This is a genomic window from Pseudoxanthomonas sp. J31 (genome assembly GCF_000510725.1).
Taxonomy (GTDB): domain Bacteria; phylum Pseudomonadota; class Gammaproteobacteria; order Xanthomonadales; family Xanthomonadaceae; genus Pseudoxanthomonas.
In genome coordinates this window covers 176,173-195,500 of record NZ_AZNZ01000003.1, presented here as the reverse complement: position 1 = coordinate 195,500, position 19,328 = coordinate 176,173, and the positions used below count along the sequence as shown (strand labels likewise).

Here is a 19,328-nt window from a genome sequence, read left to right as displayed (position 1 = left end):
GGCGCGCATGCCGGGACTGCATCGCGGGCTGTACGAACAACTGGTCACCGAGGCGCTCGAGGACGCCCTTTCCGAGCTCGATGCCCGACACAAGCCCGTACGGGAAGCATTGCATCCGGCGGAGGCGGCCGATCGCATCGCCCTGCATCTGGCGTCGCTGGTGCGCCGGGCCATCGATTCCCTGGACAGCAAGCAACGGGTCCAGGTGGGCACCCGGCTGGCGCGCGAAATCGCCGAGCTGCTGGCCGCCCAAGGTCGCGGGGTGGAAGCGACTGACCGGCTCTCGCCCGCTGGCGACCTGCTCCGGGCGGTTGTCGCCACCCGGCCCGATAGCCAGCCGGAGGAGATCCCGCCGCCAGCCACTCCGCTGCTGGACACGACGCTGCTGACCAATGCCCCGGGCGAGCCCCACATCGGCTTCCAGCTCCGCTCCGAGATCGCCTCGGCGGACCGCATCGACGTGCTGATGGCGTTCGTGCGCAATACCGGGATCCGTCCGTTGCTGGAGCTCTTGCGCCAGCACGTGGACCAGGGCCGGCCATTGCGGGTTCTGACCACCACCTACACCAACTCCACCGAGCTATCGGCGCTAAAGGCGCTGCGCGACCTCGGTGCGCGGATCAAGGTGTCCTATGACATCTCCAGTACCCGCCTGCATGCCAAGGCCTGGCTGTTCCATCGCCACTCCGGTTTCTCCACGGCCTATATCGGCTCCTCGAACCTGACCCACTCGGCCCAGGTCACGGGCCTGGAATGGAACGTGCGTGTCTCCGGTGCCCGCAATCCGGACGTCATCGACAAGTTCTCGGCCGTGTTCGAGAGCTACTGGCAACATGACGACTTCCGCGACTTCGACCCGGACGAGTTCCAGGAGCTGACCCGGAGCCGGGCGGAAGGCCCGCAGGTCTATCTAAGCCCGGTCGAAATCCGCCCGGAGCCATTCCAGTCGCGGCTGCTGGAGCTGATCGAGCTGTCGCGGCTACAGGGCCACCACCGCAACCTGCTCGTTTCCGCGACGGGCACGGGCAAGACCGTCATGGCCGCGCTGGACTACCAGCGGTTGCGCAAACGCCTGGCAAGATCGCGGCTGCTGTTCGTGGCCCATCGCCAGGAAATCCTGGAACAGAGCCTGGCCACCTTCCGGCATGCGCTGCGCGACCCGGCATTTGGCGAGCTATGGGTCGGCGGCGCACGCCCTGCCCGCTTCGAGCATGTGTTCGCGTCGATCCAGAGCCTGACGGCCAGCGGCTTGCAGCACCTGGCACCCGACCATTTCGACGTGGTGATCATCGACGAGTTCCACCACGCCGCCGCACGCACGTACAGGGAGCTCATCGAGCACCTGGCACCCTTGGAGCTGCTGGGCCTGACCGCCACCCCCGAACGTGGCGACGAAGAGCCCATCCTGCACTGGTTCGGGAACAGGATCGCAGCGGAACTACGGCTGTGGGACGCCATCGAGCAGCACCGGCTGGTGCCTTTTGCCTATTACGGCATTGCCGACGACACCGACTACCGGAACCTGGCCTGGCACAGGGGGCGGGGCTACGACCTCGACCAGCTGAGCAACCTGGTGACGGGCGACCATGCCCTCGCCAGGCGCATCATCGGCAAGACGCTCAGGACCGTCCCCAACCCGGGGTCCATGCGTGCCCTGGGCTTCTGCGTATCCGTCGCCCACGCCAGGTTCATGGCCGAGCAGTTCAATCGCGCCGGCATCGCGGCGGTTGCGGTCTGGTCGGCCAGCAGTGACGAGGAACGCCGCCAGGCCCTGCAGGACCTGGCCAACGGCAGGATCCGCGTGGTGTTCTCCGTGGACCTGTTCAACGAAGGCGTGGATATCCCCACGGTCGACACCTTGCTCCTGCTGCGCCCCACCGACAGCCCCACGGTGTTCCTGCAGCAGCTGGGTCGCGGCCTGCGCCGCGAACCGAGCAAGAGCATCTGCACGGTGCTGGACTTCGTGGGCCAGCACCGCAAGGAATTCCGCATGCACCGCCGCTTCGGCGCCCTGCTTGGCGGCGGCCGCAAGCAGATCGAACAGCAGATCGAACAGGGCTTCCCCTTCCTGCCCAGCGGCTGCCACATGGAGCTGGACCCGGTTGCATCGGAGCTAGTCCTGGCCAACATCCGCGAAAGCCTTCCGACCACCTGGCGCGGACGCGCCTACGAGCTGCGCCGGGTCGCCGAATCGCAGCCGCACGTCACCCTGAAAAACTTCCTGGAACTCAGCGGCATCGAGCTGGAAGACATCTACTCGGCAAACCGCAGCTGGTCGGACCTGCTGGAAGCCGGCGGCGTGGCCACCTTGCCCGCAGGCCCGCACGAGGCCGTGCTAAGGCGCGGTATCGGCCGCTTGCTGCACGTCGACGATGCCCTGCGCATCGGCAAGTACCGCGAGTTTGCGGCCATGCCGCAGGCCCCGGACATCGCCCAGCTGGACCAGACCGCTCGCCGTCTGTTGCACATGCTGGCTGCGGTGCTGTTCGACAAATTCCCGGTTCCCGTCCACGACCTCCGCCAGGCAGCCCAGGTCCTGTGGAGCCATCCGCAGGTGCTGGCCGAGCTTGGGCAGCTGATGGAAGTGCTTGCCGACCGGGTCGACCACCTCCAGCAGGCGTTGTCCACCCATCCCCACGTCCCGCTGCGGGTGCACGCCCGCTACACCCGCCGGGAGGTGCTGGCGGCGTTCGCCAGCCATACAAGGCTTACCCTTCCAGCCTGGGCGGGCGGCGTACATTGGGACCAGACCGAAAGAGTGGACCTGCTGGCCATCACCCTGGACAAGAGCGTCGGCCACTTCTCCCCGACCACGCGCTACCGCGACTACGCCATCAGTCCCACCCTGCTGCACTGGGAAAGCCAGTCCACCACCCGCGAGGACGGCGAGGTCGGCAGGCGCTACCGCAACCATGCCAGCCAGGGCAGCACCATCCTGCCCATGGCCCGCCTGACCGTGGACGACCGCGCATTCTGGCTGTTGGGACCGGCTACCTACGTCAGCCACGAGGGCGAGCGGCCCATGGCCATTACCTGGAAGCTGCAACACGAGCTACCCGGGGATCTTTACGCGCGCTTCGGCGCCGCGGTGGGCTGAGTAGCACATCGAGCCGCCCATCCGCCGCGCTAGCATCGGACCCTTCCGTGCGTCGGAGCCGACCATGGCCAAGTCGATCAAGCCCACTGGCACCCGCAAGCCCCCGCTGCCTGGCGAGGACCATGCACCCGTCGAGGCCTGGATCAGTAGTTCAATGCCGCGCCTGCAGCCCGTGCTGCGCCACCTGGATGCGCAGATCCGGCAGTCTCTGCCCGGGGTCGGCTATGCCGTGAAATGGAAGAAGGCCTACTACGGCCTGCCCGGCCTTGGCTGGGTCATCGAGCTGGCGGCCTATGATGTCTCGGCGAACGTGGTGTTCTTCGCCGGCGCCCGCTTCGATCCGCCGCCTCCGCTTGGTGAGGGTTCGCGCTACGTCAAGCTGCACTCGCTGGAAGAAGCCCAGGCCGCGGAGGTGGCGGCCTGGATCGAACAGGCCGGCAGGTATCCAGGCTGGGCCTGGTAGCCCACCGCCGTATCGCCTTGCGAAGGCCGGCCTGCCCGGCTTGCCCGGGCAGGCCGGCCCGGCTCATTCGCCGCGCTGGCGGATTGGATTGAGGTGGTTGGAGAACAGCGCGGCGTTGAGCAGCAGGCGCTCGGTGCCGTGCCAGTACTTGCGGTGGGCGGGGTCGTCGGCGAACACCACCACGTTGCCCTTCTCCACCGGCACCACCTGCACGAAGGCGCTGCCGGCCACGCGCTTGAGGTTCTCCTCGGAGAGGTAGCCGTTGACCCGCGGCTGGTCGTCGATGCGCACCACGGTGAGATACGGGTTGCTGCTGGCCTCGAACACCAGGCCGGTTTCCTTGTTGACCAACAGGCGGCGGTCCTGCAGGCCGAAGGCCAGCGGGTGGCTGAGGTCGACGTCGGCGCTGAGGATGTTGCCGCTCACCCGACGCAGGGCGAACACCTCGCGCTGGCTGCCGAAGTCCAGGCGCTCGGCGCGCGGCGGCGGCGCCTCGCGCAGCTTGGCCCCGGCCAGGCCCTTGTCGATCGCCCAGCGGGCGCCGCTGTTGTAGGCCACCAGCGAGCCGCCGGCGGCGATCCAGCGCTTGAGCGCGGCCACCACGCCGTCCGGCAAGCCGGCGTAGTTGCCGCTGGCCATGACGATGGTCGTGTAGCGTTCAAGCGGCAGCTCACCCAGCTGCGCCGGCTCGATCTTGCTGGTCGGGTAACCCAGCGCGGTGTCGAAGGCATGCCAGGCGGCACCGATCTCCGGCGCGGACACGCCCTGCCCCATCACCAGGGCGATCCCGGGCTTGCGGACCGGCTTGACGCTGTCGCTACCCAGGTCGATGCCCACCTCGCTCTTGCCACTGGCCAAGGCCTGCACGCGCACGCCCAGGGAACGGGCCAGCTCGTCGATGCGCGCGTGCAAGGCCGCGGGCGCCAGCGGCTGGCCAGCCACCGGCACCAGGACCACGCCGCGGCGCGGCTCGGCCCCGCCCTGCGCCGACGGCAGCGCCAGCGGCGCGAACGCCGCGCGCAGGCGGATGTCCTGTGCCAGCAACGCGCCCACCAGGCGGTAGGCGCCGTAGTCGCGCAGGTCCAGGGCATAGGCGTAACTGGCCACGCCGTCCACGCCGCCGCTGGCCGCCGGCACGTCCTGCACGCGCGCGCCGGCCGGCAACGCCGAGCGGCTGGCCGCGTAGCGCAGGCCGTAGGCCGGCGCCACCGCGTACGAGGTGCCGCTGTAGAACACGTCGCCCTTCACCGGCGGAGTGAACTCGAAGATCGCATGGGCCAGACGGAACGCCGGCTGCCGCGCCGGCACCACCCACGCGCTGCCGGGCTCGAAGCGCTTGCCGTCCACCTCGACCGCGCGCGACAGCTCGCGCACCTCGATGCGGTGCTTCAGCAGCAGCGACAGCAGGCGGCGGCTGAGGGTCGGGTCGTTGCGGTCGCCGAATACCCAGTCGCGCACCGGGTAGCGCCCGGCCTGCTCCAGCGCGCTGCGGAAGAAGTCCTTCTGCAGGCGGAACAGGAACGCCTTCTGCTCCACCGCGCCGCGCACCGTGGCCAGGCCCACGTTGAGGTGGTTGCGGATGGTGAAGCGGAATTCCAGCGGGCCATTGACCGTCTCCTGCACGCGCCCGCGCGAGCTGGCCTGTTCCACGGTGGCGCCGACGCCGCCGTGGAAGTCCGGATAGGTCGAGCCGTAGATCGGCGAGAAGTTGTCGTAGTTCTCGCCGCTGTAGTAGAGCGATCCGATCGCGTCCAGCGCCTGGGCGTGGTAGCGCGCCAGCACCTTGTTGGCCTCGTACGAGCTGCCGGGCAGCAGCGGGCTCTCCATGCTCTTCGGCGAGGGCTCGAAGTAGTAGGTGCTGTCCTTGCCCATCTCGTGGAAGTCGATCTGGACGTTGGGGTACCAGCGATGGAAGTGCTCGACCTTCGGCACGCTGTCGGCCTGGGCCAGTGCCAGCCAGTCGCGGTTGAGGTCGGTCAGGTAATGGTTGAAGCGGCCGCCTGGGAACGGCTCCACGTGCTCGCGGTCGGCCGGGTCGGGAGAAGGCGGGTTCGAGCCCCAGGCGTTGTGCCAGTTGGCGGCACGGTCGCGGCCGTCGGGGTTCTGCGCCGGGTCCATCAATACCACCGCCTCGCGCAGCCAGTGGCGCGTGGCCTCGCTGCGGTCGGCGGCCAGGAACCAGGCGGTCAGCAGCGCGGCCTCGGCGCTGGATGTCTCCGCGCCATGCACGCTGTAGGCCAGCCACACCACCACCGGCGCCCCGCTGGCTGCGCTCTCCGGCGCCGACGGGTCGACCAGGGTGTTGTGGGCCTGGCGCAGCGACTCCAGGTTGGCGTGGTTGTCCGGATCGGTGATGGTGGCCAGCAGCAGTGGCCGGCCCTCGTAGGTGCGGCCGATGCGCTCCACCTTCACCCGCGGCGACACCCGCGCCAGTTCCTCGAAGTAGGCCACCAGCTCGTCGTGGCGGGTATAGCGGCTGCCGACCGGATAGCCCAGGAACTGCTCGGGCGTGGGCACAGCAGGATCCGGATCCAGCGGCGTGGCCGGGAAGAAATACGCGCTCTGCGCGTGGGCCGGGAACAGCAGGGACAACGACAGAAGCAGGACGGCGCTCAGGCCACGGGCAAGCAGGGACATCGACACTCCGGCGGAACGGGAATGGGCTGGCATCGGTAGGAGCGGCAGCAGCGGCGGCCGCGCGGCCGCCGGCCGCGGGTCAGAAGCGGTAGTCGAAGCCGACCGAGAAGTAACGGCCGCGCAGGTCGTACTGGGTGAAGTCGTACGGCGCGCGGATACCCGGGAACGAGGCGTCGTGCGGCGGTTCCTCGTCCAGCAGGTTCTGCAGCTTGGCGTAAAGGGTCAGCTTCTCGATGCCCTTCCAGGCCAGGTACAGGTCGAACTGGTCGTAGCTGGCCACCCGCGCCTGCTCGGTGCTGCGGGTCTGGGCGTAACCACTGGTGTGGTACCAGGTCAGCGCGGCGCTGTAGTCGCTGTAGTTCCAGTCCAGGGTGGTGGTGAGCTTGCCGCGCGGCAGGGTGAAACTGACGTTGCTGCCGGCGTAGTCGACCAGCGGGCCACCGGCGGTGTTCTGGCGGCGGTACTCCAGCACGTGGGTGTACACGCCCGATACCCCGAAGTCGCCGGCGGTGGCCGAGCGCCAGCGTTGGCGCAGTTCCACGTCGATGCCGGAGGTCTCCAGCTCGGTGAGGTTCTGGTAGCGGTTGTAGACCGCCAGCAGCTTGCCGCGCGCGTCGCGGACCACGTCGGCCGGGTCGTTGCGCTGGACGATGCTAGCGCTGTTGCTGGTGCCGATCAGGTGGTCCAGCTCCACCCGGTACCAGTCCAGGCTCAGGCTGGTGTCGGCCCAGGGCGAGAGCACGATGCCGGCGTTGAAGCTGCGGGTGCGCTCGGGGCGAAGGCCGGTATTGCCCACGGTGAAGAACGTCGGGCTCTGGCGCGAGCCGGGGATGTCCGGGTCGTACGGGTCCACCACCGAGCCGTAGGAGATGTTGGTGCTGGCCGCATTCTCCGACAGCGAGGGCGCGCGGAACCCGCGCGAGGCGGCAGCGCGCACCAGCAGCGCGTCCAGCGGCTGCCAGCGCAGGCTGGCCTTGGGCGAGAACGCGTCGCCGAAGTCGCTGTAGTGGTCGCCGCGCCCGGCCAGCTGCAGCTCCAGGCGCTGGTGCAACGGCAGGTTGAACTCGGCGTACACCGCGGTCACCTCGCGATCGCCGTCCACCTCGGCGATCGCCGGGCGGACCTGCAAGCCGGCGTCGATCTGCCAGGGATTGCGCGATACCAGCGACTCGCGGCGCCATTCCACGCCCGCTGCAAACCCCACCTCGCCGGCGGGCAGCTCGAACAGGTGGCCGACGATGCGGGCATCCACGCCGCCCAGGCGCGAATCCGCCGGGCGCACGGTGCTGAGGTTGATCGCATCCAGCACCGCCTGCGGCGTGGCCGCCGGGTCGCGCAGGTTGTAGCTGCCGTCGGCCAGCGCGTCGAACAGCGCCCAGCGGTTGGCGAAGCCGCCGGCCACCCGCTCGTCCTCCTTGCTGCGCGCAAGGAAGCCGGCCGCCTCCCACTCCCAGTCGCCGAGCGTGCCGCGCACGCCGCCGACCACGCGGTAGGCATCGGAGCGGTTGGTCTTGATCGAGCGGCCGACGTTGAAGAAGGTGTACTCGATCGGGGTGTCCACCCCATAGGGGTTGTAGGGATTGCCCGCCGGCAGCACGTTGGGCACCGGCTCGGCCAGGCCGGTATCCGCGTTGAGCGCGAAGCGTCCGCCCTCCAGGGTGAAGAACGGGCTGTTGCCGAACCAGGACGTGCCGCGGACGTAGCTGTACAGCGCCTCGCCGAACACCTCCACGTTGTCGCTCACCCGCCAGGTGGCGTTGGCATACCCCTGCAGGCGCTCGGTGGCGGGGATCAGCGTGGTGTACGGGGCCAGGTTGAAGCCGCAGGTATCGCCGCGCAGGCCGTCGATCGGTGCGCTGGGCACCAGGGTCGTGCCCTGCGGGCAGTTGCCATCGGCATCCAGCAGCGGCACCGACACGCCGCCGACCAGGAAGCGCGCGCCCTTGGCCGACCAGCCGTTCCAGCGTCCGCCGGGGCCGGAATAGATGCCGGAGCGGGTCAGCTCACGCTGGTCCTGGTCCAGGCGCTCGCGCTTGTAGTAGTCCAGGCTGTAGAGGACGTTGAAGCGGTCGCGGTCGAGGTCGCCGAAGCCACCGATCAGCTTGGCCTGGCGCTCGTCCAGCCCGCCCTCGTCGGAGGTGCCGATGCGGCCGCCGATGTCCAGGCCCTCGAAGTTCTGCCGGGTGATGATGTTGACCACGCCGGCCACCGCATCGGAGCCGTACACGGCCGAGGCGCCGTCCTTCAGCACTTCGATCCGCTCCACCGCCACCAGCGGCAGCGCATTGAGGTTGACGAAGGTGTCGGACAGGCCGTTGGCCGGGAAACCGTAGTTGGCCAGGCGACGGCCGTTGAGCAGTACCAGGGTGTTCTTCTGCGACAGGCCGCGCAGGCCGATGCCGGCCGAGCCGGACGCCCAGCCGCTGTTGGAAGTCTCGTTGCTGGCGTTGCCGGTATTGGCCGAGATCGAGCGCAGCAGGTCGGCGACGGTGGCCTTGCCCGAGACCTCCAGCTGCTCGCGGCCAATCACCTGGACCGGGTTGGGCCCTTCGGCGTCGGCGCGGCGCAGGTTGGAGCCGGTGACCACGACGGTGGCAAGGGTGCGGCTGTCGCCGCCGGCGGCCTCTTCGGCGCGGGCAATTTCAGGAACGAGCGGAAGCGCGGCCGCAACGGCAGCCGCCAGGATGGCGTGACGGAGCATGGGGGCTGGAGCGGTTGGTTGGGACCGCTCCATTGAGCCACGCGCGCCTATTCATTGATAAATAAGCGTTAATTATTGGCTTATGACCTGTCGTCAGCGCTGATGGTGGAATGGAACCAGCAGGCGCGCCGGGCTTGCGCCGCGTCACGTTCGCCGCAGGGAACCTGCGGAGCGGATCGTATTTCAGGCTGGCGCGCGCCCGCTGGGTGCAACCGAATGGGCGATGCACCACTGTGCCGCGTAGTAGGTGGCGAGGATGAAGAGCATCGCCAGCGGCAGGCCGCCGCCGAAGCGGTCCCAGGCCAGCAGGCTGTCACTGAGCACGAACAGCATGCCGCCCAGCGCTGCCGCACGCGCCGGTGCGGCCAGCCGCCGGTCGTGGCGCAGGCTCCAGGCACGGGCCGTGGCAAGCCCGGCCATCAGCATCAGCACGCCGACATAGACCAGCACCGCGACGCGCAGCGCCGCCGGCACACTGGGCAGCGGCAGGACCAGGTTGCAGCCGGCGAATGCCATATAGGCCAGCAATCCCAGTACGCGGGGAACCGTACCTGCGCCAGGAAAGAAGGCGACGATATAGCAAAGGTGCGCAAGCAGGAATGCCACCAGCCCCGGCACGAACAGGTCCTGCGGCAGCATCAGGAAGACATCGCCCGCCAGCGAGCACGCCAGGCCGGCCAGCACCGCCGCCCGGTAGCGCGCGGATACCGGCGGCGCGGCGCGCATCGCGTAAACAGCAATAAGCACGGTGGCCAGCGGCTTGCAGGCGTAGTGCAGCAGGCGGAATCCGTCGTCCAGCAACGCTCCGGCAATCGCGCCGGCGGCCAGGATGGCGACCGCGGCGCCGGTGGCGCGAAAGCGTGGATCCATCAGCTGCCTGTCCTGTGCGATCGGGGGCGCCATCGTAGCCCGGGCCCGCCGCTGCCACTCCTGCGGATGGTCACGCGCGGCATCGCCCGATCCGCCAGGCATCCGGCATCAATGCGGAGGAGAGCCCCGGCGCGTTCAGAGGGGCGACAGCCCATGCGCCGGATCGGCGCAGACCGTCAGACGGCCATCCTCCTCCAGCGCACCGGCCGCCCGTACCCGCATGCCCGGGGCCAGCGCATCGACTTCCACCGGCGCCGCCTTGCACAGGTTCCAGCGCGCCGGCAGCTGCACCACCACCGGGCCGCGTCCGGGCACGTCCAGCTCGACCCGCGCGTGGCCGTCGTAGGCCCAGGGCGCGGTATCGATCGCGGCCACCGTGCCCTCGACCACCGTGGCGCCTCCGGCGGCAGGCGCCTCCCCGCGCGGCGCGGCGCACGCCACCACCGCCAGCAGCACGACAAGCGGGAACGCCAGGGAAAGACGGCCGGAGGATTGCTGCATGCCTGCTCCACTCGATGGTCTGTCCGCAGCGTAGCCGATAGGCGTGGAGTCCGCATGACAGGATCGTTCCCGGCGACGAGTCAGGCAACTGAACAAAGGCCTTGGTATTGCGACTGAGGAAGGCCTTGCCGCGGCCGATATGGCTTTCACCCGCCTGCAGTGCGGGTACCAATGAGATTGATCACTGAGAACAGTGCGGGGTGATCGCTCAACCGACCTTGCTGACCATCAGCAGCGGATCAAGCAGGCTCGCCAGTCAAGAAGCTGCTGGGAGATCTTCCAGCACTCCTGCTTCTCTGGCCACTCGACGAGCTTCATCGGCACCCTTCCTCTCGCTGTAGCGATCGACCAGATAGGCGCTTCGCCCGCGAACCAGGAGCGTGAACTTGACCAGCTCCTCCATCACGTCCACCACCCGGTCGTAGAACGGAGAGGCGCGCATACGTCCCGCGTCGTCAAACTCCTGCCATGCCTTGGCGACCGAGGACTGGTTGGGAATCGTCACCATCCGCATCCACCGCCCCAGCACCCGCAGAGTGTTGACCACGTTGAACGACTGCGATCCGCCGCACACCTGCATCACCGCCAGCGTCCGCCCCTGGGTGGGACGCACGCTGCCATCCTCGAGGGGCAGCCAGTCAATCTGGTTCTTGAACACGCCGGTGATCGTGCCGTGGCGTTCGGGCGAAACCCAGACCTGACCTTCCGACCACTGCGACCATTCGCGCAGTTGCCGCACCTTCGGATGGTCTTTGCCAACGCTGTCCAGCAGCGGCAGATCGTGTGGATCGAACACCCGCGTTTCGGCGCCGAGGTGGCGCAAGATGCGCTCGGCCTCCAAGGCCAGCTTGCGGCTGTAGGACTGCGGCCGCAGCGAGCCGTACAGCAGGAGGATGCGCGGCGCCGGCTGGCCCGTGTCTGCACCGAGTGCGTCATGGCGAGGGCCGGGAAGCAGGTCGGCGGCCAGATGGGGGAGGTCGAGGAGCGCGGATGATTGCCGTTCGTTATTCATTCGACTATTCTAGAATGATGGAAACGAATCAGGCAATCGCTGCGCTGACGGCGCTGGGCCACGCCACCCGGCTGGCGATCTTCCGGTTGCTGGTCGAGGCCGGGCCCGACGGCCGCATGGCCGGTGAAATCGCGGAAGCGCTGGCCGTCCCCGGCGCAACCCTGTCCTTCCACCTGAAGGAACTCGTCCACGCCGGCCTGATCGGCAGCGAGAGCCGGGGGCGCAACGTCTGCTACCGCGCCAACTTCGAGGCCATGAACGCACTGGTCGCCTACCTGACCCACAACTGCTGCGCGGGCTCCTCGGACGAGAGCTGCCCCCCTGATGTCGCGGCCGCCTGCGCCTGTTGACCCCCTCCCACCTGTCACTCGAGGAACCGTCCCGATGAAGCGTCGCGTCCTTTTCCTGTGCACCGGCAACTCCGCGCGCAGCGTGCTGGCCGAGGCCACGCTCCGCGCCTGGGCCGGCCACCGCTTCGAGGTCTTCAGCGCCGGCAGCCAGCCGGCCGGCACGGTCAATCCCTGGGCGCTTGCCCAGCTGGCGGCCGAAGGCATTGCCACCGCAGGCCTGCGCAGCAAGTCCTGGGATGAGTTCACAACGCCGGACGCGGCACCGATGGATCTGGTGGTGACCGTCTGCGATTCGGCCGCGGCCGAAACCTGCCCCGTCGTGCTCGGGGACTTTCTCCGCGTGCACTGGGGGCTTCCAGACCCGGCAGCCGTGGAAGGCGATGATGAGGACAAGCGGGAGGCATTCCGCCAGGCCCACCGCATCGTCAAGGCGCGCCTGCAGGCACTGCTGGCACTGCCGGCCGAGGTCTGGGACGACCGTGCCGCCCTGAAGGACTCGCTCGATCGCATCGGTTTCGTACAGCCTGAAGACGAGGCGTCCGTCCATGGCTGAGGCAACGCCCCGCATGGGGCTGTTCGAGCGTTACCTGACCCTGTGGGTGGCGTTGTGCATCGTGGTCGGCACCGGCTTGGGACATTTCATGCCGGGTGCGTTCGCAGCCCTCGGCGGCATGGAAGTCGCGAATGTCAACCTGCCGGTGGCCGCACTGATCTGGCTGATGATCATCCCCATGCTGCTGAAGGTCGACTTCGGCGCCATGCGGGAAGTGGGCAGGCACTGGCGCGGCATCGGCGTCACCCTGTTCGTCAACTGGGCGGTCAAGCCGTTCTCAATGGCCCTGCTGGGCTGGTTCTTCCTGCGGCATGTCTTCGCCGACTGGCTCCCGGCGGACCAGATCGACTCCTACATGGCAGGGCTGATCCTGCTGGCTGCCGCGCCATGCACCGCAATGGTGTTCGTGTGGAGCAACCTGTGCCGTGGCGACGCGAACTTCACGCTCAGCCAAGTCGCGCTCAATGACGCGATCATGGTGGTGGCGTTCGCACCGCTGGTAGCCCTGCTGCTGGGGCTGTCGTCGATCACGGTACCTTGGGACACGCTGGCGCTGTCAGTCGGCCTCTACATCCTGGTGCCGGTCGCGGTCGCAGTCTTCCTCCGTCGCTGGTTGCTTGCACATGGCGGCGAGGCCCGGCTGGAGCGGGTGCTCGCTCGTCTCGGGCCTGTCTCGCTGGTGGCACTGCTGGCGACGCTGGTGCTGCTGTTCGGCTTCCAGGGCAGGCAGATCGTCGAGCAGCCCCTGATCATCGCAATCCTGGCGGTGCCGATCCTGATCCAGGTCTACTTCAACTCCGGCCTGGCCTACCTGCTCAACCGCAGGCTGGGCGTCGCCCACTGCGTGGCGGGACCGTCGGCGCTGATTGGTGCCAGCAATTTCTTTGAGCTTGCGGTCGCTACGGCTGTGGCCCTCTTCGGCGTGCACTCGGGCGCGGCGCTGGCCACCGTGGTGGGCGTGCTGATCGAAGTGCCCGTGATGCTGTCGGTGGTCAAGATCGTCAACAACACTCGCCCGTGGTACGAGCGCGAGGTCCGGGCGCAGTAGACCTGGCGGCCGGCAGCCGTTCCGTCGAAGGGGATCAGTATCCGCCTCCAAGGAGGCATCGCCGCTGCCCGGTCAGAACCATCGTTCCCGGCGCTCGCCGGGAACGATGATCAGATCAACGAACTGCGTGCTTGCGCATCGAGTCGCCTTTCAACTCAATGGTGTGCTTGTTGTGCAGCAGGCGATCCAGGATGGCGTCGGCCACCGTGGGCTCGCCCAGGTAGTCATGCCAGGTCTTCACCGGAAGCTGGGACGTGATCAGCACCGATCCTCCGGGAACGCGGTCGTCGATCACCTCCAGCAGGTGCTGTCGACCCCGGGCAGTGATCGGGGCGACGCCCCAATCATCCAGGATGAGCAACCTGGCCTTGCCCAGCTTCGTACGCAACGCCGGCAAGCTCCCATCCGAGTACGCGACCTCCATGTCCTCCATCAGTCGTGGCATGCGCTGGTAGCTGACCGACAATCCCTTTCGGGCAGCTTCGCGTCCCAGCGCGCAGCCAAGCCAGGTCTTGCCGGTGCCGGTGGGCCCGGTGATGACCACATGTTGGCCACGCTCGATCCACTGGCAGGTCAGGAGATCCATGACCTGGCGCTTGTCGATGCCACGCCGGGCAGAGAAGTCGATGTCCTCGGGCACCGCGCCAGGGGCTTTGAGCTTTGCAGATTTCAGCAGGCGGGTGACACGACGATTCTCCCGCGTCGCCAGCTCCGCATCCACGAGCAACCCGAACCGGTCGTCGAAGGACATGGACTGATAGGACGGACTGGCGAGCTGGAGCAGAACGAGCGCCACATCCAGGTCCTGCGCGAGGTGATGGCCTCGCTTGCCCTCCCCACCCGGCTCGGCTTCGCCATCCCACCGGCGTTCCAGCACTTCGTGCTGGTATCCCCCAGCGCCCGCATCGACCGTCCCAGGCACTTCGACACCCGCCGCGTGATCAAGGCCGACCAGCTGCGCAAGGCCATCTGGCGGGACGTGGACAACGAGAATCCGTTGCTGGGCATCCTGCGTACCGCCGCCAAGTTCGTGTCTTCTGACACCCTGGAAGCCGTGGCCCGCCAGCTGGCTGCGATGTACCAGCCGGCAGGCGACGGCGCATCCGCCCGGGACGCGCGGGTGGCCGCAACCCCGCCGCCGGTCGCGCAGGCCGTGGAAGCACCGCCCGTCGTCGAGGCGGCCGCTGCCCCGGTGTCGCCACCCCAGCCTGCCCTGCCGGCTTGCAAGTCCTGTGGCGGCCGCGAGGGACAGGTGTGCTACGGCAAGTTCGGGTACTACCTCAAGTGCAGCGCCTGCCAGACCAACACCGCCATCCGCTTCACCTGCCTCCCGGGGCATCATCCCCGCCTGCGCAAGTCGGGGCTGGAATTCTTCCGCGATTGCCCCGAGTGCGGGACCAGCGACCTGGTCCACCGCAACAAGGCGTAGCCTCCGCGCACCGACCCACCTGGCGCCGCGGAACCGTTGCGGGAATCCATACGCGTCCGCGCGCCCCACTCACGGGCGGCCCTGGAAGGTGCGGTAATCCCGGTGCGTTGGGGCGGGCCCCTGCCTCGCTCCCGAGGCAGGGCCTGTCCTGGGCGCCGGACCCGGCGCCCTGCGCCAGCCCCCGGTCGATCCGGACACCCCGCGCCGTTCCATGTGGCGCGCATCGCGCATTCATGCCCGCAGGCGGGCCTGGATGCATATTCCCTCCGCCCAGGATCGTGTCCGGCCCTGCCCCGGCAACGCGACCTCCTCGTGCATGTCGATCTGCCCGCCCTCCACCCGTCGCGGGAGTGCAGCCGATCCACAGAACCGCCCCGGGCATGCCGCCCGCGGCCACTCACCAAGGAGGAGACGTATGAAGATCGTGACCAGCCTCAGTTTCCGGGGGCAGTGCCGCGAGGCGTTCGAGTTCTATGCCAGGGTGCTTGGCGGCAAGATCACCAACGCCGTGCCCTATTCGATGAATCCCGAAGGGATGCAGTTGGACGAGCGCTACAAGGACTGGCTCATGCATGCCTGGCTGGACGTGGGCGACCAGTCACTGATGGGCGCGGACATGGACCAGGAGTGGGCGCCCAACATCGACAAGCCCAAGAACGGCTTCGACGTGACCCTGCATACCGACAACATCGACGACGCCCGGCGCTGGTTCGAGCAGCTCTCCGAAGGGGGCCAGCAGACCATGCCCTTTGCCGAGACCTTCTGGTCGCCCGGCTTCGGTGCCTGCGTCGACAGGTTCGGCATCCCCTGGATGATCAATACCGTCCCGGGCCCGGGTTGGCAGCCGGCGTCCTGAGCGCGTTGTCCTGACCGGCCGGGCGGGGCCGCCCCGCCCCCGGGCATGCAGCAACCAGGCGCTCGGCAACCGGTGGCGCCTGCGGGCGCACACGGGCGCCACGCGCCTTTCCCGGCGGGATCGCCGCCTCGCGTCCGGCACTGCTCGATGGGGAAGCCCGCCTGGCTCCGGACCGGCAAGCAGCGCTCAGCCGGCGGCGGTCTCGCTGCCGGCAAGCATGATGTCCACCGCGGCGCTGCTGGCGGTTTCCAGCAGCGCCTCGAGGCTGGCCACCCCGGCCACGTCCTGCACCCCGGCCACCGCTGGCAGGTCCCAGGCGCGGGACACGCCCTGCCCGATCCGCCGCGCCCAGCGCTGCAGCAGTTCGGCCGTGGTGGTCGCGTCGGGGGCCTGGCATTGCAGGCGCGCGCAGGCGTCGCGCAGGGCCTGCACCACCATGATCGCGCCCAGGCCCTGCATCAGTGCCAACAGCTGCGCGGCAAACACCGCGTCGCGCCCGCGCCCGGAGGCGCTGCGCGCGACCAGCCCGGTTGCCAGTTCGGTGTGTTCCCACACGCGCTCGGGCAGGCTGCCGGTGGCACCGCCCTCCAGCCGCATCACCGGCTGCATCAGCGCCACCGCCACCAGCTGGCGCAGGCCCTCGGTCCCGACCAGCGCCACCGCGCGGTCCAGGCTCTCCACCATGGCGCTCTGCACGCGGTACATCGGGCTGTTGGCCAGGCGCAGCAGGTTGGCCGCCAGCGCCGGGTCGCGGCCGATCACCTCGGCGATCTGGCGCCCGGATGCGCGTTCGTCGTTGAGCAGGCCCAGCAGCTGCGGCAGCAGCTGCGGCCGGCGTGGCAGCCGGGCGCGTTCGTGCACCAGCTGCAGCAGGGCGACCTCGACCTCCGGCAGCAGCCGCGGATCGGGGGCCGGCGCCTGCGCCGGCAGGGCCATCGCCGCCAGGCGCACGGTCCAGTGCTCGCCGGCGTCGCCGGCCTCGTCCTGCGGCATGGAGAAGGTACCGGGCAGCCGCTCCGCGGCAACGGGCTCATGCGGACGACGGGCGTCGGGCACGCCTTGCGCGCGCTTGCGTCCGAACAGCCAGCCGATCCATCGCATGCTTTTCCCCTGTCTGCACCGGGCGTCCGCAGGCGCCCGCAAGCGCGCGACCTTACCGGAGACCACGGGCCGCGCGCGGCCCGCCAGCCTGCCGCCACGCCGCGCGTGGAGCGCCGCAGTGGTTGTCGGCAGCGGGCGGCAAAACCTTATGCCTGCGGCTGCGCCAGCACGTAGTCCAGGGCGCCGCGGATGGCCGCCACCTGGGCGGCATTGCACTGCTCCGGGGTGGCCCTGGGGCTGTCCGGGTAGACCTCGGTGGTGGTCACGTAGGGCGCACCGGTGATGCCGGCGCAAAGCCCCAGCTCCACCAGCGGATAGGCGATCACGCCCGGCGCCAGCACCGGCGAGCCGATGATCCGGCCGTCCGCGTCGGCCGGGGCGATATGGGTGACCTTCGCCACCGCCCCGATCACCGCCTGCTGGAACTGCGGCTGCGGGTTGGCGCTGTCGTCCACCACGTAGAAGCCATCGGGGATGTACCCGGGCTCGAACGGCTTGCCGTCGCGCGCGGCCAGCGCCGGGCGGAACTCGCTCTCGTCGCTGTCGGTGGTCTCGTGCAGGTCCACGTGCAGCAGGAAGCGGCCGCGCAGCGGCGCCACCAGTTCCATCAGCGCCGCCGACTCGCGCGCCGGGCTGGGCTGGCGGAAGGAACGGTTGGGATCGACCGCGTCGGGGTTCCAGCGGTGGATGCGCTCGTATCCCCACGGGCTGACGCAGGGCACGACCAGCAGGTTGATGCGGTCGGCGTAGGCCGCCGCGTGCTCGCGCGCGAACAGCAGCGCGCCCTGCACGCCGCTGGTCTCGTAGCCGTGCACGCCGCCGGTCACCAGCGCCACCGGCAGGCCGTCGTCCCAGCCGCGGCTGCGCAGCGCCAGCAGCGGGTAGCGCTCGCCGGCGTAATCCAGCATGCCGTACTCGAGTACGTCCCAGGCATCGGCCAGTGCGCGCACCGGCGCAACCACCTCGTCGGCATGGCTGCGCCGGCGGCGCTGCATCGCCAGCCACTGCGCCTTTTCCGCCGGGCCCCATGGCTGGCCGGGAATGCCGATCGGATGGAAACGTTGCAGGGTCATGGCGCTCACCAGCTGGGAAAGCGGCGATCCTACCAGTGGCGCGCCGCGCAGCATCGCGGCCGATTGCGTGGAATGCAGTGTTTTGCGTGCTGTTGCCTGCAGATCCGCCACCAGTTCGGCACGGATCGGCGATTTGCGCTATACTTCGCCGGCAATCCGGCAGTCCATCCATCCGCGTGCCCCCTGCCGCGCGCACCAGGCTTCCGGCACAGGCCGCGGCATCCGCGCCGGCCAGGGGCCGCTTCCAGGGCGTCGCCATCCTTATTCCGGTTCTCCACGCCCACCGGTATTCCGGTGCGGATATCGCGCTAGCGCGCACTCCCACTCCCTTCCCCGCGGGGACGACGTCCTGAGCGCGCGCGAGGCCGGCGCTGACTGCAGGCACTGCGATGCAGTGTGCTGCCGCCTGCCGGTCCTGCTGCTGCCGGGCGACCACGTACCCGCCCGGTTCATCGCCATCGACGACCACGGCCTGGAAACCATGGCCAAGGACGAGGACGGCTGGTGCGCGGCCATCGATCCGCTGCACCTGCGTTGCTCGATTTACCAGGACCGGCCCGCCATCTGCCGCCAGTTCGCGATGGGCGGCCGGGCCTGCCTGGACATCCGCGCCCGCTACCGCGACCAGCGGCAGCGCGGCATCCCGCTCACCCTCGACTGACCAAGGAGACGCACATGGCCGTCCGCAAGACCGCTCCCACGTCCACCAAGGGCCGCAAGCTCGCCGATACCGGCAAGGCCTCCAGCACCCTCACCCGCGAGCGCATCGCCCGCGACCTGGAGGCTTTCCGCAAGGCCGGCGGCCGCATCGAAGTGCTCGGCAACACCCCGGTGCTGACCAAGGTGGAAACGCCCGAGACCGCCAACCAGGCCAAGAAGAAGAAGGCGGCCTGAGGCCGCCCGGGGCCTGCACCCCTGCAGGCGCGTGCGCGCATGCAAGCGGGTGCCGGCGCCTGCATGCACCCCTGCAGGCATGGCCTGGCCCGCGCACCACGGACGGGTGCGGTGGCGCCGCAAAGAAAAACGCCGGCCTTGGGGCCGGCGTTTTTCATGGCACGTCGCGAAGCGGTCAGGCGGCGACGCGGCCGGTCTGCTTCTCTTCGTCGGTGGCTTCGCGCACGTCGGTGATGCGCACGTCGAAGTGCAGGGTCTTGCCCGCCAGCGGGTGGTTGCCGTCGATGCGGACCTGGCGGTCGCCGACCGCGACCACGGTCACCAGCACCGGGCCCTGGCCGCCGTTGGCCTGGAACTGCATGCCCGGCTCGATGCGGTCGATGCCCTGGAACGCCTCACGCGGCACGTCCTGCACCAGGCCTTCGATGCGCTCGCCATAGGCCTCGGCCGGCGGCACGTCGACGGTCAGCGACTCGCCGGCGCTACGGCCTTCCAGCCCCTTCTCCAGGCCGGGGATGATGTTGCCGCCGCCGTGGAAATAGCTGAGCGGATGGTCTTCCGGCGAACGGTCCAGGACCTGGCCTGCGTCGTCGGTGAGGATGTAGTGGAACGTGGCCACGCGGGCGGCGGCGATCTCCATGGAAGTGCTCCCTGGTATTGGAAAGGAAAGGGGGGTTGAAGTGGATGGCCGCAAGGACCGGTGGACTCACGGTGCCTCGGTTGCCGCCCACCTTAACGGCTGC

18 protein-coding genes are annotated in these 19,328 nt (G+C 69.1%); 9 read left to right on the top strand and 9 right to left on the bottom strand.

Features of this window, described 5'->3' with window-relative positions; all coding sequences use genetic code 11:
- Positions 1-7: 7 nt before the first annotated feature.
- The gene (locus PSEJ31_RS0106560) at positions 8-3,097 is read left to right on the top strand and encodes a DUF3427 domain-containing protein (protein ID WP_028914995.1); all 3,090 of its coding nucleotides are present in this window, start codon (positions 8-10) and stop codon (positions 3,095-3,097) included.
- Positions 3,098-3,161: 64 nt separating this feature from the next.
- Entirely contained in the window at positions 3,162-3,560 is a 399-nt protein-coding gene (locus PSEJ31_RS0106555; protein ID WP_232210989.1) for a DUF1801 domain-containing protein, read from the top strand.
- Between the two features lie 63 nt (positions 3,561-3,623).
- Here PSEJ31_RS0106555 and PSEJ31_RS0106550 read toward each other — a convergent pair whose 3' ends face one another.
- From PSEJ31_RS0106550 to arsH, 5 genes are all read right to left on the bottom strand, one after another.
- Positions 3,624-6,197: a M14 family metallopeptidase gene (locus PSEJ31_RS0106550; RefSeq protein ID WP_028914993.1), complete on the bottom strand. Its 2,574-nt coding sequence runs from the start codon at positions 6,195-6,197 to the stop codon at positions 3,624-3,626.
- Positions 6,198-6,276: 79 nt separating this feature from the next.
- Positions 6,277-8,898 carry a TonB-dependent receptor gene (locus PSEJ31_RS0106545; RefSeq protein ID WP_028914992.1) on the bottom strand — a complete coding sequence of 874 codons (2,622 nt, stop codon included), beginning with the start codon at positions 8,896-8,898 and terminating at the stop codon, positions 6,277-6,279.
- Between the two features lie 183 nt (positions 8,899-9,081).
- Positions 9,082-9,768 carry a lysoplasmalogenase gene (locus tag PSEJ31_RS0106540; RefSeq protein ID WP_028914991.1) on the bottom strand — a complete coding sequence of 229 codons (687 nt, stop codon included), beginning with the start codon at positions 9,766-9,768 and terminating at the stop codon, positions 9,082-9,084.
- Positions 9,769-9,903: 135 nt separating this feature from the next.
- The gene (locus PSEJ31_RS0106535) at positions 9,904-10,269 is read right to left on the bottom strand and encodes a hypothetical protein (RefSeq protein ID WP_050992149.1); all 366 of its coding nucleotides are present in this window, start codon (positions 10,267-10,269) and stop codon (positions 9,904-9,906) included.
- Positions 10,270-10,525: 256 nt separating this feature from the next.
- Positions 10,526-11,281: an arsenical resistance protein ArsH gene (gene arsH, locus PSEJ31_RS0106530; protein ID WP_026010427.1), complete on the bottom strand. Its 756-nt coding sequence runs from the start codon at positions 11,279-11,281 to the stop codon at positions 10,526-10,528.
- A 17-nt stretch (positions 11,282-11,298) separates the two neighbouring features.
- Here arsH and PSEJ31_RS0106525 point away from each other — a divergent pair, with 17 nt between their 5' ends.
- From PSEJ31_RS0106525 to arsB, 3 genes are read left to right on the top strand one after another with little or no spacing between them, the layout of a single operon-like run.
- The gene (locus PSEJ31_RS0106525) at positions 11,299-11,631 is read left to right on the top strand and encodes a metalloregulator ArsR/SmtB family transcription factor (RefSeq protein WP_026010426.1); all 333 of its coding nucleotides are present in this window, start codon (positions 11,299-11,301) and stop codon (positions 11,629-11,631) included.
- A 34-nt stretch (positions 11,632-11,665) separates the two neighbouring features.
- A complete protein-coding gene (locus PSEJ31_RS0106520) occupies positions 11,666-12,184 on the top strand; it encodes an arsenate reductase ArsC (protein ID WP_019398161.1) in 519 nt (172 codons plus the stop codon).
- Between the two features lie 13 nt (positions 12,185-12,197).
- Positions 12,198-13,232, top strand: coding sequence for an ACR3 family arsenite efflux transporter (gene arsB, locus PSEJ31_RS0106515; protein WP_028914990.1), 1,035 nt, complete (start codon positions 12,198-12,200; stop codon positions 13,230-13,232).
- A gap of 115 nt (positions 13,233-13,347) precedes the next feature.
- On the opposite strand, the gene istB is transcribed toward arsB, so the two are convergent.
- A complete protein-coding gene (istB, locus tag PSEJ31_RS17220; RefSeq protein ID WP_028914989.1) occupies positions 13,348-14,028 on the bottom strand; it encodes an IS21-like element helper ATPase IstB in 681 nt (226 codons plus the stop codon).
- A 21-nt stretch (positions 14,029-14,049) separates the two neighbouring features.
- On the opposite strand from istB, the gene PSEJ31_RS17215 reads away from it, so the two are divergent.
- On the top strand, positions 14,050-14,661 hold the full coding sequence (locus tag PSEJ31_RS17215) for a hypothetical protein (RefSeq protein WP_028914988.1): 612 nt from the start codon (positions 14,050-14,052) through the stop codon (positions 14,659-14,661).
- A 415-nt stretch (positions 14,662-15,076) separates the two neighbouring features.
- Positions 15,077-15,517: a VOC family protein gene (locus tag PSEJ31_RS0106500; RefSeq protein ID WP_019398157.1), complete on the top strand. Its 441-nt coding sequence runs from the start codon at positions 15,077-15,079 to the stop codon at positions 15,515-15,517.
- Positions 15,518-15,703: 186 nt separating this feature from the next.
- Here the strand turns inward: PSEJ31_RS0106500 and PSEJ31_RS0106495 are convergent, their stop codons facing one another.
- Positions 15,704-16,618 carry an HDOD domain-containing protein gene (locus tag PSEJ31_RS0106495; RefSeq protein WP_028914987.1) on the bottom strand — a complete coding sequence of 305 codons (915 nt, stop codon included), beginning with the start codon at positions 16,616-16,618 and terminating at the stop codon, positions 15,704-15,706.
- A gap of 146 nt (positions 16,619-16,764) precedes the next feature.
- A complete protein-coding gene (locus PSEJ31_RS0106490; protein WP_028914986.1) occupies positions 16,765-17,691 on the bottom strand; it encodes a M14 family metallocarboxypeptidase in 927 nt (308 codons plus the stop codon).
- A 349-nt stretch (positions 17,692-18,040) separates the two neighbouring features.
- On the opposite strand from PSEJ31_RS0106490, the gene PSEJ31_RS0106485 reads away from it, so the two are divergent.
- Positions 18,041-18,352, top strand: a complete 312-nt coding sequence (locus PSEJ31_RS0106485; protein WP_083852403.1) for a YkgJ family cysteine cluster protein — start codon at positions 18,041-18,043, stop codon at positions 18,350-18,352.
- 14 nt (positions 18,353-18,366) lie between these two features.
- The gene (locus tag PSEJ31_RS0106480; protein ID WP_019398153.1) at positions 18,367-18,585 is read left to right on the top strand and encodes a hypothetical protein; all 219 of its coding nucleotides are present in this window, start codon (positions 18,367-18,369) and stop codon (positions 18,583-18,585) included.
- Positions 18,586-18,760: 175 nt separating this feature from the next.
- Here the strand turns inward: PSEJ31_RS0106480 and PSEJ31_RS0106475 are convergent, their stop codons facing one another.
- Positions 18,761-19,225 carry a peptidylprolyl isomerase gene (locus tag PSEJ31_RS0106475; protein ID WP_028914985.1) on the bottom strand — a complete coding sequence of 155 codons (465 nt, stop codon included), beginning with the start codon at positions 19,223-19,225 and terminating at the stop codon, positions 18,761-18,763.
- Between the last annotated feature and the right edge of the window lie 103 nt (positions 19,226-19,328).